Annotated in this window: 10 protein-coding genes and 4 pseudogenes; 6 read left to right on the plus strand and 8 right to left on the minus strand. The window is 53.4% G+C overall.

Annotated features, from left to right (window positions below; all coding sequences use genetic code 11):
- Nucleotides 1-47: 47 nt before the first annotated feature.
- Nucleotides 48-1271: an MFS transporter gene (locus C4J90_RS10135; protein WP_256657472.1), complete on the plus strand. Its 1224-nt coding sequence runs from the start codon at nucleotides 48-50 to the stop codon at nucleotides 1269-1271.
- Between the two features lie 26 nt (nucleotides 1272-1297).
- Nucleotides 1298-2030 (plus strand): annotated as a pseudogene (locus C4J90_RS10140) (LysR substrate-binding domain-containing protein); the annotation flags it as partial.
- A gap of 656 nt (nucleotides 2031-2686) precedes the next feature.
- On the opposite strand, the pseudogene C4J90_RS10145 reads toward C4J90_RS10140, so the two are convergent.
- The 8 genes and pseudogenes from C4J90_RS10145 to C4J90_RS10180 form a co-directional block, all read right to left on the minus strand.
- A pseudogene (locus C4J90_RS10145) lies at nucleotides 2687-4102 on the minus strand (amino acid permease).
- A gap of 147 nt (nucleotides 4103-4249) precedes the next feature.
- Nucleotides 4250-4942: pseudogene (locus tag C4J90_RS10150) on the minus strand (ornithine cyclodeaminase); the annotation flags it as partial.
- A gap of 91 nt (nucleotides 4943-5033) precedes the next feature.
- A pseudogene (locus C4J90_RS10155) lies at nucleotides 5034-5884 on the minus strand (ParA family protein).
- 12 nt (nucleotides 5885-5896) lie between these two features.
- The gene (locus C4J90_RS10160) at nucleotides 5897-6112 is read right to left on the minus strand and encodes an AlpA family transcriptional regulator (protein WP_124362248.1); all 216 of its coding nucleotides are present in this window, start codon (nucleotides 6110-6112) and stop codon (nucleotides 5897-5899) included.
- 114 nt (nucleotides 6113-6226) lie between these two features.
- On the minus strand, nucleotides 6227-6961 hold the full coding sequence (locus C4J90_RS10165; protein ID WP_124403742.1) for a hypothetical protein: 735 nt from the start codon (nucleotides 6959-6961) through the stop codon (nucleotides 6227-6229).
- Nucleotides 6962-7480: 519 nt separating this feature from the next.
- On the minus strand, nucleotides 7481-7831 hold the full coding sequence (locus tag C4J90_RS10170) for a DUF3085 domain-containing protein (RefSeq protein WP_124403743.1): 351 nt from the start codon (nucleotides 7829-7831) through the stop codon (nucleotides 7481-7483).
- 232 nt (nucleotides 7832-8063) lie between these two features.
- Nucleotides 8064-8249, minus strand: coding sequence for a hypothetical protein (locus C4J90_RS26980; protein ID WP_124362251.1), 186 nt, complete (start codon nucleotides 8247-8249; stop codon nucleotides 8064-8066).
- 1325 nt (nucleotides 8250-9574) lie between these two features.
- Nucleotides 9575-10714 carry a hypothetical protein gene (locus C4J90_RS10180; RefSeq protein WP_124406851.1) on the minus strand — a complete coding sequence of 380 codons (1140 nt, stop codon included), beginning with the start codon at nucleotides 10712-10714 and terminating at the stop codon, nucleotides 9575-9577.
- A 994-nt stretch (nucleotides 10715-11708) separates the two neighbouring features.
- On the opposite strand from C4J90_RS10180, the gene C4J90_RS10185 reads away from it, so the two are divergent.
- The 4 genes from C4J90_RS10185 to C4J90_RS10200 are packed head-to-tail and all read left to right on the plus strand — an operon-like array spanning nucleotide 11709 to nucleotide 17321.
- On the plus strand, nucleotides 11709-12476 hold the full coding sequence (locus tag C4J90_RS10185) for a helix-turn-helix domain-containing protein (protein WP_164484526.1): 768 nt from the start codon (nucleotides 11709-11711) through the stop codon (nucleotides 12474-12476).
- Nucleotides 12477-12487: 11 nt separating this feature from the next.
- A complete protein-coding gene (gene sctC, locus C4J90_RS10190) occupies nucleotides 12488-14113 on the plus strand; it encodes a type III secretion system outer membrane ring subunit SctC (protein WP_124362254.1) in 1626 nt (541 codons plus the stop codon).
- Nucleotides 14113-15246 carry a type III secretion system gatekeeper subunit SctW gene (gene sctW / locus C4J90_RS10195; RefSeq protein ID WP_256657473.1) on the plus strand — a complete coding sequence of 378 codons (1134 nt, stop codon included), beginning with the start codon at nucleotides 14113-14115 and terminating at the stop codon, nucleotides 15244-15246. Before sctC ends, sctW begins: the two co-directional genes overlap by 1 nt.
- 20 nt (nucleotides 15247-15266) lie before the next feature.
- Nucleotides 15267-17321, plus strand: coding sequence for an EscV/YscV/HrcV family type III secretion system export apparatus protein (locus C4J90_RS10200; protein WP_124403747.1), 2055 nt, complete (start codon nucleotides 15267-15269; stop codon nucleotides 17319-17321).
- The last annotated feature ends 2 nt before the right edge of the window (nucleotides 17322-17323 follow it).

The following is a 17323-nucleotide window of genomic DNA, read 5'->3' on the forward strand; positions in this document are numbered from 1 at the left end:
GCGTGCGGGGCGGGCATTACTGTTACTTGTCAATCAGGAGCAATGACTTGCCTGACCCCCACACCACGCACCGTAGTCAGTGGCCTGCATCCGTGAGGGCGCTGGCACATCGCAATTTTCAAATCTATTTTGCAGGGCAAGCCGTTTCCACCCTAGGCAAGTGGGTTCAACAAGTCGCGTTGTCGTGGTTGACCTATCACCTGACAGGCTCGGCGGTGCTGCTCGGCGCTATTACCTTCCTCAGTCTGGCGCCACAGCTGCTGATTGGCCCTTTGGCAGGCGCCTGGACGGATAGGCACGACAAGCGTCGCCTGCTGATTATCGTGCAGACCGTCCTCGCTCTACAGTCCTTGGCACTGGCGATTCTCGCCTATGGGCAATGGATGAACGGCCTGACTATTGCGCTCATGGCTTTGCTGCTCGGATTGCTCAATGCCGTGGAGACTCCGCTCCGTCAGGCGTTGATCACAAGCTTTGTTCCTGATCCGGCCGACCTGCCCAATGCCCTCGTACTTAACGCCATGTTAATCAATGCGGCTCGCTTTGTCGGGCCACCCTTGGCCGGTGCCTTGATTGCCTTGGCGGGGGAGGCAGGCTGCTTTTTACTGACTGCCCTGGCGTTTCTGTGTCTGCTGATCGGGCTCATGAAAGTGCGCGTGACGCCAAGCCCAAGAGCCAGTGGCTCAACAGGTGAAGTGTTTCGAGAAGGGGTGCGTTATCTCTGGAGAACGCTTGAAGTTCGGCGGTTGATGGTCAGTGTCGTGATTATCAACCTCCTCGCGTCCTGCTATACCGCGTTGCTGCCCATTTTAGCCAAGACAGTTTATGAGGGGGATGCTCGCACGCTTGGGTGGCTATGGGGCGCTGCAGGTGCCGGCGCTTTCCTGGCGACCGTCGTGTTAGCGGTAAGCGGTTCAGCGTCGAGGTTGCAGCATTTTATATTGGCTGGAGCGGTGTTATGCGCAATGGGCTTGCTTGGGCTGGCTGTGCCTGGCCATCTACTGCTGGCGTTAGTGTGTTTGGCAGTCCTCGGGTTTGGGATCACCGTGAGTAATGTGAGCAGTAATATGCAACTGCAAAGTGGCGCGCCCAGCGCACTTCGCGGACGAGTCATTGCGTTTTACATCGCATTGCGTTTCGGTTTCGAGGCCATTGGGGGGCTGTTTGCGGGACTAATTGCGGCCCACCTGGGGGCGCCTTTGACGCTTGGCATAGCTGGTGGACTGTTGTTAATGATCGTTATTGGTCGTGAAATCGCCAATCGTGGGTAACGTGCCCTAGGGGCAGTCTGAAATAGAAGCTGGAGCGGGTCTGCGATGACACCCGGCGTATTGCTCAGGGGCAACGGCGCTGGTTGGGGATCGGATTCGCGCCGTCGACGCTGTACGGCGCGCTACCTGAGCTTATCCGACGCCTGCGCAGCGATGGCGGTATCGAGCTGGGCCTGTCGGAAATGGTCATGTTGCAGCAGGTCGAAGCCCTGAAAAGTGGGCGTATCGATATCGGTTTCGGGCGCATCCACATCGACGCCGCCGTGGTGCAAAAAAGTTATACATCAGGATCCCCTGGTCGTGGCGCTGCCCGCCGGGCACCACTTGCTGGGCGCGACGGTAAGCATGGAGCAATTGGCCCTCGAACCCTTTGTACTCTATCCTGGCAATATTCGCCCCAGCTATGCCGATCATGTGCTGCGGCTATCTGCCCGGCATGACTTGAAGGTCCGTGTGGCGCAAATGACCAATGAACTGCAGACCGCCATCGGGCTAGTAGCGGCGGGTATTGGCATTTCCCTGGTACCGGCTTCGGTGCAGCGTTTGCACCGCGACGATATTGGCTACTCGCCCTTGTTGGAACCTTTGGCGACTTCGCCGATTATTGTCAGTTACAGGGCAGGGGATGAGTCGGCGTTGCTGCAGCAGTGCCTGACGTGGATCGCCAAATTAGCTGCATCGATGTCGCTCGCCGCTGAAGTTCAACAGGAGACATCTTCGAGGCACCGGGATGTTGCGCATCAAACATCGGACCTGTAAGAGCGATCTGGAAGTTGGAACGACTTTCATCTGGACTCACATGGAGCGCATGTTCCAGCTCGGGTGCGCTGCTTCTTGGATTACCTTGTCGAACCCTTCCGATACTGAGACAGCGTTGGTTAAGGGGAACTGTTTACAGTGACAGCTAATGAGTACACAATTCAGGCCATAAAGAAACTGTTACATTCTGAAACCCTAAGACTTTCAAGAATTTGGAGGGTGAGTAATGGTCCCGTCCGCTGCGCCATATTTAGCTTCGAGGCCCTTGAACTCCTTGAAGCGAAAGAAAGCGACCTTAACAGGTCGCTTTTTTTGCTCTTTTTTCAGGTGCGGTACCACGGAAATAGCATCCGTGAGCCGCTTTTTTCGTTTTCCGAATTCCACTGAAATCCATCTCCAGCCACGGTTTTCAAGTACGTATTCAAGTACACCGCTGGCACAGCCCTTTACGATTCCTTGTGCATCAACTTTCGGATGGGTCCTTCTACCGCTGGGTTGTATTCCCTTGCTTGATGCGGCCAGGAGTGTTCGGGATTGCGGTGTGTCGCTCAGTCTATCTATTGACCGACACACCGCAATGCTGGGCAAGCAGGCTTATCTGCATTGTCAGTTCGGCGGGTGCTGTTCAGGATTGGCGCAGAGGCCTCGTTAGCAGCTCAACCGAATTGACTTGCCGATTCAACTGCGGTTTTTGGCTTCCTGCTACGTGTCAGCTGATAAGCAATTGCCAGCCATATGAACCACCCCGGCATGACCATCAAGGCAACGCGGGTGTCAGGTCTTAGTGCCAGCAGGCACAGAACGAAGCCCAAAAAAGCCAGTGAGAACCATGCCATCGGGACGCCGCCCGGCATCTTGTAAGACGACTTGGCGTGAAGCTCAGGATGCTTTTTGCGATAGGCAATGTGGGACGCGAGGATGGTCGACCACGTGAAGATCACCAGAATCGCTGACACGGTGGAAACGATGGTGAATGCCGTCATGACTTCCGGAACGATGAACAGCACGAGTACACCCGCCAGCATCAACAGGGTGGTGAAGGCCAGGCTCAGCAGCGGCACACTGTTGCCCGACAGTCGCCGAAAAATACCCGGGGCGTTGTCCTGATTCGCCAGCCCGAACAGCATACGGCTGGAGGAGAATAAGCCACTGTTGGCCGATGACGCGGCGGATGTCAGGACCACGAAGTTAACGATGCCGGCTGCTGCGGGAAAGCCGGCGACGAGGAAAAGTTCGACAAAAGGACTTTTTACAGGTGACACCTGTTGCCAGGACGTCACGGCAATAATGCAGCCCAATGCCAACACGTAGAACAGGATGATTCATAGCGGAATCGAGTTGATTGCCTTGGGTAGGGTCCGCTCCGGAGACCGGGTTTCTGCCGCAGCGGTGCCGATCAGTTCGGTGCGGGCAAAGGAAAATATCGCCATCTGGAAGCCGGCAAAGAAACCCAGCACGCCATGAGGGAATGCAGCCTGCTTATCCACCAGGTGGCCCAGGGACGCGGTAACGCCACTGGGGGATACGAACGAGCTGGCAATCAGCACGATGCTCACGCCGATAAGCGTCACCACGGCGATGATCTTGATGATCGCGAACCAGAATTCGACTTCACCGAAAAGCCTGACCGTCAGCACGTTCAGGGCGAACAGTGTCGCGAGCATCCCGATAGCCGGTATCCAGGCGGGCAGGTGGGGGAACCAGTACTGGAAAAAGCCTCCCACCACGACGGCATCGCCGATCACCGCAACGCTCCAGCTCAGCCAATACGACCAGCCGAGAAAAAATGCGGCGCGGGGCCCCAGGTAGGCGCCGGCGAAATCCGCAAAGGTCTTGAAATTCAAGTTGGAAAGCAGCATTTCGCCCATGGCACGCATGACGAAGTAAACGAACAGGCCAATGATCATGTAGATAAGGATGATCGAGGTGCCGGAGAGGGCGATGATCTTTCCGGAGCTCATGAACAAGCCCGTGCCAATGGCGCCGCCCATGGCCATTAACTGGATGTGACGATTGCTGAGCGTGCGCTGCAGCGCAGGCTGCTCAGCCCGCTCTGATGAATTCGATTTCATTTCAAAACCTCTTGATCTTATGTTTTTGAGTTTTGGCAGAAAAGTGGATATCCAGCGCCATTGTCAGGAGGCAATGGCGGGTGACGGTGTTGTTTTATGTGGACAGTGACGGCCCCCAGTTCAAATGCCGGGGGCGTCACTCGCAGGTCAACTGGCCGTGCGCAGATGGGCGGCTTTGGCCGGCTGCTGATCCGGCATCTGGAACAGGTTCTTTATATTTTCAGGCGTGGGGACCAGGTGGATGTGCCGACCGACCTGATGTTCGTGCGCCATCGCCTGCAGGTAGCGAAGCGACGAGAAATCCTCAAGGGCAAAGCCCACGGAATCGAAGACCGTCACCTGTTCATCGTTCTCGCGTCCCTGGACGTCGCCTTGCACGATTTGGAAAAACTCGACGACGGGCGAGTCAGCCTCCAGTTGCTGAATATCACCTTCAATCCGCGTTTGAGGTTCAAATTCCACGATGACCCGGGCGTTGCGCAGGATGTCGGCGTGCAGTTCGGTCTTGCCCGGGCAGTCGCCGCCGACGGCATTGATATGCATGCCGGGCTCGATCATCTCGGGCGTCAGGATCGTTGCGTAGGCCTTGTCGGCGGTCACGGTGGTGACAATGTGCGCGCCCTTGACCGCCTCCTGTATGGAGTCGACGTGAATCACGTTGATCGTCGGGAAAGCCGCCAGGTTACGCAGCAGCTTGAGTGAGGCATCGCGATCAATATCGAAGATGCGGATTTCGCTGATGCCCAGCATTTCATGGAAGGCAAGCGCCTGAAACTCGCTCTGAGCGCCATTGCCAATGAGCGCCGGTGCCGGTGTGGATCGGCGGGAGGCCGGGCTTGCGCAAGGTCAGTTGCAGGTCGGGGCTGATCCGCACCCACCAGCCCTCGCGCAGCGCCATCAGATCAAGCGGCGCAGGCGGCGCGGCAAACGATTAATGTCCATGCGGGCGTCCTCCACGACCAGTGACCGTGGCGAAACGCTCCATCCAGGCCGGGAACAGTTCACCCGCCAATGCGCGCATTGTTTCCAAAGCAGCGGGGGCAGCGCGGCCTGACGGCTTACGGTATTCGACCCGATGCACCGGCCACTGCTGGGTAGCGGCGCGCGGATAGGCATCAATCGCCGGCACCGCCGTGTGCAGCACCTGGACCCCGCCGCTATGGCCGAACACCTGGCGCAGTGCCCGTTGAATTTGCCGCGCATCGGCCGAGACCGGGTGCACACGGTTGATCAACAACCGCAGCGGCGGCGGCTGGATGCCCAAGTGACGGTAGGGCGCAATATCGTCCAGCAACTGCAAGGTGCCCCGGCGCAGTGCGCGCGCTGCGAGGATCTCCGGGGTCACCGACGACAGCGCCAGGTCTGCCGCCAGCACCGCCATCTCCAGCAGCACACTGCGCGCGCCCTGGGTGTCGATCAGCAGCAGATCGTAATACGCTTCAAAAGTCGGCAACAGGTTGCGCAACCGCAAGCGCCCATCGGGGGCATGCAACAGCAAGGTGCCGAGCTGCCCCAATTCGTCGTTGGAGAGGATCAGATCCAGGCCGGGAATGCTGTGCGCGACACCAACCGCTGCAGGTCATGCTCGTTCAAGGCCAGCAACTCATAAGCGCCGGCACATGCTTGGCGAGTCAGGGCAAAGTAGCTGGACAGGGTCGGCTGCACATCCAGATCCAGCAGCAACACGCGCAAGCCGGCGTCGGCGACAAAGCCGCCGAGATTAGCCGCCGTGGTGGTCTTGCCGACACCGCCTTTGGTGGAAATCAGGGACACAACACGCATGGTCATCTCCCCTCAGTTGCGCTCGGCGCGGCGTTCGGCGATCCACTGTTCAACCTCCAGCGAATCCCAGCCCACCGCACGGATGCCCAGTGGAATGCTTTTAGGGAAGCGCCCGGTACGCATCAGAGCGTACAAGTGAGCGCGCTTGAGGCCGGTTTTATGCTCGACATCCACCCGGCGCAGTACCCGGCGCTCGGCGTGGGAGGCTATGGAGGTGTTATCAGTCATGGTGATCACTCCGGAAGGCTTGTATAGGGTGATCGGTATTCAATAGCCTGCCTCAGCCGACGGCTACCGCAACTACGGCGCGTCCCACCGCAAGTGCGGCACCGGCCAGCAGGCTCAAGCGGCCAAGCTGCGGCGAGCGGCCGCGAAATGCTTTTGCATCGTGCGCTCGGTAATACTCACCCGCCCGCCGTGGTAGGTCATGACTGTCTGGATGATCGCCGCGTCACTGTCGAACTGGCTGTAACGCTGGCCACCGGGCGAGCTGCCGCGCAGCGCCGTCAGCAGGCCGTCGATGATGTTCAACAGTGCGGAGCGGCCGCGATCACTGAGTTCCTCGCCGGGCGGCGGCAAGCGCCGGATCTCGGCTAAACTACGTTTGAGCAGGGTATTGCGTTCCTTCAACTGCGCGGTTTTATCAGCGCACATGTCGAGCTGCACTTTCAGTGCCGTGTGATTAGCGGACATCTCCTGCAATGCCGCCCAACTCAGGCCACGGCGTTCGGCCGGGCCATACAGGAAACGCGGTTTTTCTTCCGGGTAGTTTTGCTGCATCCACGCCTTCAGATGCACCTCGCATACGCACAGGCCCGGGTCATCGAGTAGGCTCACGTCCCGGCAAATGACGCCGTGTTTGCCGAAGGGCAGATCACCGTTGTGCAGCCCGCAATAAAGCCGCTCGCTATTCAAATACAGGGTTGGCCAGCGTGGAAAGTCGTCCTGGGTCGGGCGCAGACGGTTACCGAGTTGGGCCAGGATCAAGGGTTCGAAGCGGTGCAGGTTGCTCCAGCGGATCGCCGCTTCAATCGGGTGGTAATAGGCTTTGATTAACGGAGTAGGTAGTTTTCGCATGATCAATACCTTGCATGAAAAGTGAAGTCATCAATCAATTCCTAGTTTGGGCGGCCATGCTGACAATGAAATAAACGAGGCGTGTGCCAGCAGCCGTCGCGGGTAGCATCTAACGAAACGGTGGAGTTTGGGGGGCGAAATACCGGCCAACGCCAAATACGCGCCCGGTAGACATGCTCGAAGAGCCGATACCCCTGGCGGCATCTGGAAGTGCAGGTTTTCCACACGGCAGCGCATGGAAAAGTTGCCGTAGGACCACACCGACGCCAACCGCGAATCCGCGCCGATGCGTGTCAGCGGCCGGTCACCTGGCTCGCCACAGCTATCATCCTGCGGGCGTGGCGGTGGCCAGGACGCAACATCGTCTGACGGGGCGCACGGGAATGGGGCAAGAGAATAGGGTGATGACTCCATTCGGCACCCTAGGAGTAGGACGAAAACGGGCGCGGTGCCTGGCTGAACCGCAGCGCCCCCCGTCAGGCAGGGGCTCAAGGTCTGGAGGGACAATCGGTTGTCCGATTAGGGCGTGACGGACCACAGCATCAGGCGGGTCGCTGTTGCGGTCAGTTCAAGATCGTCCTCACCGTTGAGGATGCGTGTGAACGCCCCCCACTGAGGGTCGAAATATTCCCCGAAATCGTCGCCGCCGAGCTCGTTGCGGGCCAACGCCCACCAGTCGTCGAACGCGTCGATATCGGGATTGCAGCCGACCGCGTAGGCAATCACTTTTTGGCGTCCATCGGCTTGGCGCTCGCCCCGCTCGGCGAGCCAGTAGACACCTTGGTCCTTGACCAAAATGATGCAGCATTGATTGGCGATGGCCTCTACCAGCACCGGCTTCAGATCGCTGCCTTTGAAGAACAATGACATGGAGGTCTCCTTGCAACAGCGGGACCTCCTACCGCAAGGGTGGGCGTCCCTTGGGTTGACGGAAGGATGAAGGTATGAGGCGGCCGATACGCCATTGACGCACCGCGGTCTTGAAGGCTTTGACCGCCTGGGACGTTGCTGGCGATGCCAGCGAACATGGCGGCAGCGTGGTCGGGGTGAGTGGCAGCCGGCATCCGTTAAACCGCATGAGGGACGTACCGGTTTATGGCGGTCAGTACTCATCTAGCAGGAACACTTCGGTAAAGTTCCGGGCTGATTCGGTGAAGATACGGAGGTCGAATCCATCGCCGACGGCGTAGGACGACAGCAGGTAGCCGCCGAGGGCCACGGCCGCACCGTTGTAGCGTCGATGCTCTTCGCGCACATCGTCCCAATCACCGCAGATATGTCGGCGCACATAGGGTAGCGGGTCGAGCCGGTCCTGTCGGATCAGGGCGTCCACAGAGCTGGAAAAGCTCAGGCCGTCCAAGGAAAAACGGGGCTTGGGGGAGCGCACATGGCGCTGCGCAAACACTCCGTGGTGCTGGGTCTCGGTACTTTAGCAGGGCAAATATCCCGACGCGGCGGTCAGCGTCACACTCGCGCCGGGGGAGGCCGGCTCTCCGCACGTATCCAATCCAATGGGGACACTTTGTTCGTTGAAGGTAACTGCGCCACTCCTGCTGCGTTGTGCGTTCGGAACGGTTGGTTTCCTTGACCGCAAATAGCAGGTAGCGCACCGCTTCAGGATAACGACGTATTTGGCATGGCGTTTGTTCTTCATGAGGTGCGTGTTGGAACCGTGAGGCTTTTGCCAAAATTATCTAATACATAGCGTTTATCGATGAGGTGATAGCTGCGAAGGCCAACGCTATTTCATCGCGGTCGTGTCTATCAATGCGATACGGCGTGCCGGTAATCGCTTTCAGCGCCGAGAGGACCATTGGCATATTCCGGCATATGCTCGGGTCATCTGCAAATGTCTCAGGCGGGTGAGGATGGCCGTAGGATGTCTGCAACCATGGGGATCCCCTGGGCGCATTGATATCGCCCTTGCTGGCGAATATTGGATCTATGGGCAACGCAGTGGTGCGAGCGATTGCCTGTGGCGATGTAATTATTGTGCGCTACATGCCATGTACGTGCTGGCGAGTTTCCTAGTGCTCTTTTTGGGACTGTCTCGCCGTCAAGACGATTGGTTCAGGGGCTGATCACTGCTGGGGATATATGTCCTAGCGATAATCAGGTTTGTGCATCTGCTTGAGCAGGAGGTAGAACGGCCGGTACGAAAAATCACAGCTCCCGTTATCGTAGATGATCAGGTCCCTTTTATTGTTTGGCTAGGGCAAATGCCTGATGTGAGGCTTTGTTTTAGCCTGGCCCGTACCGAATTGAATCTGCTTCAGCAGTTTTTATCCATTGACCTGTTGCAAATATCTCTAAGCTTAAGTCGAGCGGGGAGAGAAGAATATTTGATTTCAGGTGTGTGATTTCCTGACGGGTAGGAGCATTTTTATACATGACGTCTAGTTAGTTGGCCAGCCGTTCTCAGTTGAGATATTTTGCCTTCAATCTGAGTCCGGCCTGCCGCAGGAGCGTAATGGGTGAGCGCGAACCAGGCTGACGCTAAACGATCTTAATCCTGTGGTATACAGAGCTCAGACTGCTCAGACCTCGACGTGCAATCATTCGGTTTTGTGAGTGAAGAAGATATGCCTCTTCAACTCCAATTCTAGCGAAGGCTTAACTGGCTAGTTCAGCTCGTTTTTTAATTAGATTGCTTGAGGTCGTGTCAGGTTTGTGATTTGGCACGTTCGGTAAGCTCAGCGCTTCTTGTGAGAATACATTAAATTTGTCGCTTGATTTAATGCCGGAAATGGCGATATTTATTTCTTTAGCCTTAGCAAGCTGCGCCTGCATAGTGTTTTCAATATTTGATTTTAATTTTAGAATTTTATTGTTTGTGAGTTCTAGGATCGTATTGGTATCGGTGATAACTTTATTTGTCATATGTAACAGCTGTATATGATCGATTCTATCAGCGAGTTCGACCGCATTCTCACGTTGGTTTTGTAGTTCAATAATACTCTTTTCAATAAGATTGGCTTTATATGGAATAGACTGCAGCTCCGAAAAATTTGATTTATATGAGTTTACCAGTGGCTGGGTATTGTCACTAACGAGATCTTTCCTGCGTTCGGCAACCGTAATAACTGAGAGCGCTAAAACTTCTCGGTGATCTAGCAGGCTACTTTCCAGAGTCTTGATTTCGGTATTTTTCCTTGACATCTTCCCCTCAAGCGCTGAAATGCTTCTATCGGCATTACCCCAGGCTGGCGACAGTGAGCCCCGCTCACCATACATGTCGATTATGTTGCTTTTAGTTTTTTGATGCGAAGCTATTTTTTGCTTAATAGCATATTTATCCCCATTCAAGTTATTGATTTTTTCTTCTAGTTTAAGGATGTTGGAAAAACCACTACCCAACTCATTCAAAACCCCCCCAACTTCAGCTCTGAATTCAATACCTATATTGTTGTGAAGAATAGAATTTGAAATTTTCTGCACATGCTCATGGTGCCCATTCATCATTTTCTGCAGTCCAGTCAGTTCATTTTTCGCTTGGGTTATTCCTTTGTTGTATATTTCTACAGCGCTAAGTGCATGCGTCTTCGCAAGATTTGTATTGACCTCTTGAGGCATAAACTGCTTCAGTTCAGGGTGCTTTCCAACTTTCCTCGAAAGTAACTTTACGATTTTTTCGGGAATGTTTTGTGTTTCTTTCAGGCCCTCAGCAATACGTAACGTTCTGCCTGAAGAAATGTTGCCTCCCGTTATATTGTGAAACTTGATGCTGATACGATCTGTGACACTTAGCGACATAAATTCCCACTTGTTCGATTCGTTAATTGATGAGCCAGGCAAGTACTAAACTATTTAAATTTCTCCAATATTTCAGTAATAGAGTTAAGTCCATATGCTTGGCTGTGGCGAAGCAGCATTAAATTGTGTTTTGGGGCCTGGGTAGAGTATAAAATCGCATAGGTCAGTAAATTCCGTCAGGTATTTTCTATTGTGTCAGCCAAAAAACTTAAAGTTGCATAAAGCGATTCAGCTAGCATTGCTCTTGCGTCTAGTTAAACCTCGGTTTTTAATACCTGCATGAATGATGCGTATGAATGAAATCATCCTTGAGGATGTGGGATTTCTAACGCGGTTCAATTTTTGAGTAGTGCCTTCGCTAAGAGTATGAGACGCTTCTCGATTCAGCAAGGAAATTTCTATATAGTGCATGGAGGTTTCTGTGGGCTCGCATGTTCATAGCAGCACAGGTCTGTGCATAATCACACTTTGGAAAATATGACATCTAACTCCTCGTAACATGTGTCCATTCTAATTTTTTATTCGTGTGCGGAAGGGGTGCGATTGTTCTATTGGTGGAATACGTCCGCTGCAGTTGCAGTTGTGATAACTGCTCCCCTGAGACGTCTGCGTTGAAATTTCTCATGGGGCAAGGGAAATTTCCGAAGCGATTATAGGGGTTTCTCGATAGAGCGGCAGGTATTTGCATGCAATAATTAATGAGCTGGCCGATGGTGTATTGTTAACGTTGCTTATGGCCGCCGTCAGGAGCAACAAGGTGAAAGCTGCCTCTACGGTTAGAGAGCGGTCGAGCAATGATTTAGTAATCTCTTAATTATGTGTTCAGGTTCCCCGGGGAAGAATTGTTTCGTATCTTGCGGATGGGTGGGGGCAGGTTTCAGTGATGGACGAGCTGGGTAGATCATCATACTTTTTTGGTGCCATCATAATCTACTCAAGTTTTATTGCTGATTAATAAGTATGCTTATGTTTGCTTAGGTTGATGGGTATCAATATGTCTATATATGAAGGTTCTTCCGTACGTACGGGAAGCTCATGGCCTACAGATTTCGCATCGGTCAAAGATGGGCTTTTTGCTTGGCGTTTGACTGTCGGGACTGAAGACATATCCCTAATCAATGTTTCATCTGAGGACGCATGCCAAGAGCACTACGATTTTTCCGCCGGGTGGCACGGCTTGCTGGTCGGCACCGGGTTTGAGGTGATTTGCGGTGCAGGCCATGTGCAGTCTGTGAGCCTCGCTACGTTGGCTCGATTGCAGTTGTTCATTGATCAGTCGGGAGTGCTGCCTGGCGAAGATGTAATTACATCGCAGTCGTTTAATTCTATTGCCCTGGAAATTACCAACTGGCAATCAGATATTGAGTCTTGGTACCTAGAGCAAGGTTGGTGTGCTTCGCACAGTTATTTGCGGTTGGCGGCCTACCTGCGCCGAACGGAGGCCTATGGGTTGGTCAGCTTTTTATGGGGTAGTGGCACCGGTGCCGAAAAGTTGCACAGTTTGGCCAAGCGTTATGGGGTGTCAGTGCCTCATTTTCGCCGCTTATGCCGTCGAGTTATTGGGAAAACCACCAAAACCCAATTGCGTGATTGGCGTCTTGCCCGTGCATTAATGGATTTGACAGAAGGTAAACATACGCTTGTCGAGATTGCTTTGAATCACGGCTTTTCTTCTTCCGCACATTTTTCTCGGGAAATGAGTGAGCTGCTTGGGGTGTCACCGCGAGGCTTGTCTGATATCACCAAGTTGGCAGCTAAATGAACAGTGTTATAATGAAGTTACATACTAGATTAGGCTTGGGGTTTTTGTTTTTTCTAACCTCGGTTACCAGTGTATATGCCGCTGACGGGTACGTTGCGCGGCAAGATAATTTGCGAACCTTTTTTGAGGCCTTCTCAGGCGAGCTGGGGAAGCCGGTGGTCGTGAGTAAAGGCGCTGCACGCCGAACAATTACCGGAGAGTTCGTATTCAAGCAGCCTGAGGTTTTGCTAGGAAAGCTGTCTCGACAAATGGGCTTGATCTGGTATGACGATGGTCAATCGATCTATTTGTATGAGGCCTCTGAGGCAAAGAGAGCGGTTGTTTCCTTGCATAATATAACAGTGACGAAGCTCAATGCTTTTCTGCGACGTTCTGGCCTGGATGATGCGCGGTTCCCTTTACGCAGCGATGGCCTACGTACTTTTTATATTTCCGGGCCACCCATTTACGTAGATTTGATTAGCCAAGCTGCCAAGCTGATGGATGAGAACAGCTCGGATCTTGAACTGGGGCGACAGCGTATTGGCGTGATTCGTCTGCAGAATACATTCGTCGGCGACCGCTCGTATGCGCTGCGTGACAACAATGTGGTTATTCCCGGTATGGCAACCGTTATTGAGGGTTTGTTGCGTAATGAACAGCGGGCGGTTGAGGGGGTGGATTCGACCCGACCGGGCTCAACAAAGCTGTCGGATTTTACGCTGAAGGAGCTGGCAGAGAAAGCTCCGCAAGACGCGAGCGAACTGCCCCGTATTATTCCAAGGGAACTAGCGGCCGGGAATATTCGTGTCATGGCTTATCCAGATAATAACAGCCTTTTGGTCAAGGGCTTGCCTGAACAAGTGCGCTTTATAGAAAATCTTGTAGGGGCCCTAGATGAAGAGAAACGCCATGTTGAACTTGCGTTGTGGATTATTGATCTGCAAAAAGAAGATCTTGATCAGTTAGGCGTGAGCTGGCAGGGCTCGGCAAACTTAGGTGGGAATATCTCTGTTTCCCTAAATGGAGGTTCTCTCAGTACCCTAGATGGTCAGAGCTTCGTCGCATCGGTGCTTGCACTGGAGCGAAAAGACCGGGCTCGTGTGGTTTCACGTCCCGTGTTACTTACCCAGGAAAATACGCCGGCCATCTTTGATAATAATCGTACGTTCTATACGCAGCTGATCGGTGAACGCAGTGTGGAGCTGCAGCACATAACGTACGGTACCTTGGTCAGCGTGTTGCCACGGTTCTCTGCTGATAATCAGATCGAAATGTCGTTGAGTATTGAAGACGGCAATGAAGTTAAGCAGGCAGAAAACGGAACCCAAGGTGCTATTTTACCTACAGTAGGGCGCACCCATATCAGTACAGTGGCGCGTGTGCCTGCTGGTAAAAGCCTGTTGGTGGGTGGTTACACTCGAGACGAGAGCGGTGAGCAAATAGGGCGGATCCCTGTGCTCGGTTCTATTCCGTTTATTGGGCGCTTGTTTAGTTATCGGCAGTCCCGGCAAACGAATACTGTTCGGGTCTTTTTGATCGAACCGAAGGAAATCACTTCCCCTCTTGAATCACATGGAGATGTGCTGACTGGGACAGCGAACTCCGGGCGTTGGGGTGCAGAGGATGCCAAGCTTCTGAAGGCGTTAGGCCGCTGATGGTTACCTCTATACCCTCGGCCGGGCGCTCTCCTCAGCATCAACAGCAACTGCATATCAAGCGAGAAAGCCGAGAAGCGAAAGCGCAACAGTCTCAGGCAGCGGCCGAGAATGGAGCTGATTCCCAGATTGAGGACACCTCGCCAGGCGCGCAACTGCAAAAATTTATGCAGAGCGTTGATGAGCTTTCAACAGGGATGCGCAGTTTGTTGAATCGTCGTCGCTTTGAGAGCAAAGGAGAAAGTCTTAGCGATAGTTTTGAGCGTGTACTCGAAGAAGACCTTCTTCCGAGGGTCCAACAGATTTTAAGTATTGCCAAATCGGGCGGGCAGTCGCTTGAACTATTGCTTCAAAAAGCACGTAGCCTGTTCGCTGATGACAGCGACCTGGCGCTGGTTCTGAGTGAATTATTGCGGCGTCGAAATCTGGATAAGGCTCAGCGCAAACAGCTTGAGCAGATGCTGGAAACATTGGTGGTCCAAGCGCCGCCCAAGCGTCTGCGGGCGGGTATCAATTGCGCGTTGAAGGCAAAACTGTTTGGCAAGGCAATGGCTCTCAAGCCGGGTTTTTTGCGCCAAAGCTACCGTGAGTTTCTTGAAAATGAACATGGGCCAGTCTTGGACTATGAAAATTGGATCGCGCTGTATGGTTATACGCAGCGTACCGTCGTGCTGGATTTTATCGAGGCGGCGCTGTTAACCGATATAGATGCTCAGGAACCGAGCTGTTCTAAAACTGAGTTTGGCGAGCTACTGAAGAAGCTGAATCAACTCAAATGCCTACGCTCGGCTGATCTTCTATTCGTGGGACGGATGCTCGGAGACGAAATAACCAGGCGTTACAACGGCTGCGAGTCTGACTGGTTGCTGTTCCTTATTGGCTTGTTGCAGGCGCCCGAAGAGTTGGACGAATTGCTGTATGGAGTGCTAGGGGAGGCGGTGATTCTGGCTGAACCGCATCAACGCGCGGCTTTACTGGGGGCGGTGCGACGCGGATGTTCTCTTTTGCCGCCAGCTTTATACGAGGATGACGAGATACCTGGTTTGCTGCAAGAGCGGTTTGAGGTCTTGATGAGCATCGCTTTTGAAACGGAAGTTTTAGCCCGGCGGCGCTGCTGCCCCGACAGTTTATAACGTGGAAGCACTACGCTCTTATGCTTAATTCTTTGCTACGCAATATTCAGTCGCGTCCGGAATTGTTGATCCTGACATTGATGATCATGATCATCGCCATGTTGATCATTCCATTGCCAACACCGTTGGTGGACTTTCTAATTGGCTTGAATATCGTCATTTCCATTTTGGTGTTCATGGGTTCTTTCTATATTGAGAGGATTCTTAATTACTCGACATTCCCTTCGTTGCTGTTGATTACAACCTTGTTTCGCTTGGCGTTGTCCATCAGCACCAGTCGCTTGATTCTCACGCAGGCTGACGCAGGCGATATCGTTGCGTCGTTCGGCCAGTTTGTGATTGGCGACAGCCTAGTGGTGGGGTTCGTCATTTTCTCAATTGTGACGGTGGTGCAGTTCATCGTCATTACAAAGGGTTCGGAGCGGGTTGCAGAGGTTGCAGCGCGGTTTTCCCTTGATGCGATGCCTGGCAAGCAAATGAGTATCGACGGCGATCTTAAGGCCGGGGCAATCACCTCTGACGAGGCGAGCGAACGAAGAAGTGTGCTGGAGCGTGAAAGTCAGCTGTATGGCTCATTTGACGGCGCCATGAAGTTTATCAAAGGCGATGCTATCGCCGGGATAATCATCATTTTCGTCAACTTCATCGGCGGTATCGCCGTCGGTATGGCGCAGCTGGGGATGGACCTTTCAACCGCGCTTTCGACATTCACCATGCTGACCATCGGCGATGGATTAGTCGCCCAAATACCGGCTTTGCTCATCGCTATCAGCGCTGGCTTTATTGTGACCCGCGTCAATGGTGATGATGCGAATCTAGGCCGAAACATTGTTGCCCAGGTACTTGGCCATCCATTTGTGATCGGCGTAACTGCGGTGTTGGCCCTGGCTGTAGGCTTGCTTCCTGGTTTCCCTACACTGACATTTGCCGTACTGGCACTGGCGCTGGGGTTATTACTTTTTTTCCGTCACAGGGCTACGCTCAAGGCGCAGACCGGTACCTCATCCGATTCGGGTACGGCAGAGGGTAGTGCCAGAGAGGAAGGTGCACTGGGTTTGATCGAAGATTTGGAAGCCACTGCGAGTGAAACCGTTCCTCTTATTCTCTTGGTCGCACCGACGCAAATAGAAGACTTGCGCGTGCACCGCCTTGGAGAGCGCATACGTAGCCAGTTCTTTATCGATTATGGAGTGCGTATCCCCGACTTGAGCCTGCGAAGTGTCGAAAATATGCCCGTTGACCAAGTATGTGTACTGATCAACGAGGTGCGCGCAGATCAGTTCGATATTCATTTTGAGCGGTTGCGCGTCCTTAACCATTCTGATGAGCTTGAAGGTCTGGGGCTGGACCTTACGGTGGGTCAGGACAGTAATAAGCAGGTCTCGATTTGGGCGGGGATGGAAGACAAGACACGTCTCGTCGCGCTGGGTTACGACCTGAGGCCTGCCTACGATGAAACCTATCATTGCCTGGTTGCGCTTTTGGCGCGCAACGTCAACGAGTTCTTTGGCGTGCAGGAAACCAAGACATTACTTGACCAGTTAGAGGCTAAATATCCCGACTTGCTCAAGGAAGTCTATCGGCATGCCAGCGTGCAGAAAATCGCTGAAATCCTACAGCGTTTGCTCTCTGAGCGTATTTCAGTACGCAATATGAAGCTCATTTTGGAAAGCATCGCCCACTGGGCCTCTCGAGAAAAAGATGTATTGACGTTAGTGGAACACGTACGTGGGGCATTGGCGCGTTACATCAGTAATAAATTTACCGTGCAGGGTAAGTTGCGGGCCCTGATGTTATCGGCAGACTTTGAGGATGTAGTGCGTAAGGGCATTCGGCAAACGTCAAATGGTTCTTTCCTAAACTTGGAGCCCACCGACAGTGATGGATTGTTGGATCGCCTTGTGCTGTCCATGGATCGAGTTAAAATTCCGCACAAGGATATGGTGATTCTCTGTTCTGTCGACGTGCGTCGCTATATTAAGCGTCTCGTTGAAGCGCGTTATCGGGAATTAGATGTTATGTCCTTTGGTGAAATTTCCGATAGTGTGTCGGTTGATGTTCTACAACAGATATAAGG

This window comes from Pseudomonas sp. R2-60-08W (assembly GCF_003852335.1).
Classification (GTDB): Bacteria; Pseudomonadota; Gammaproteobacteria; order Pseudomonadales; family Pseudomonadaceae; genus Aquipseudomonas.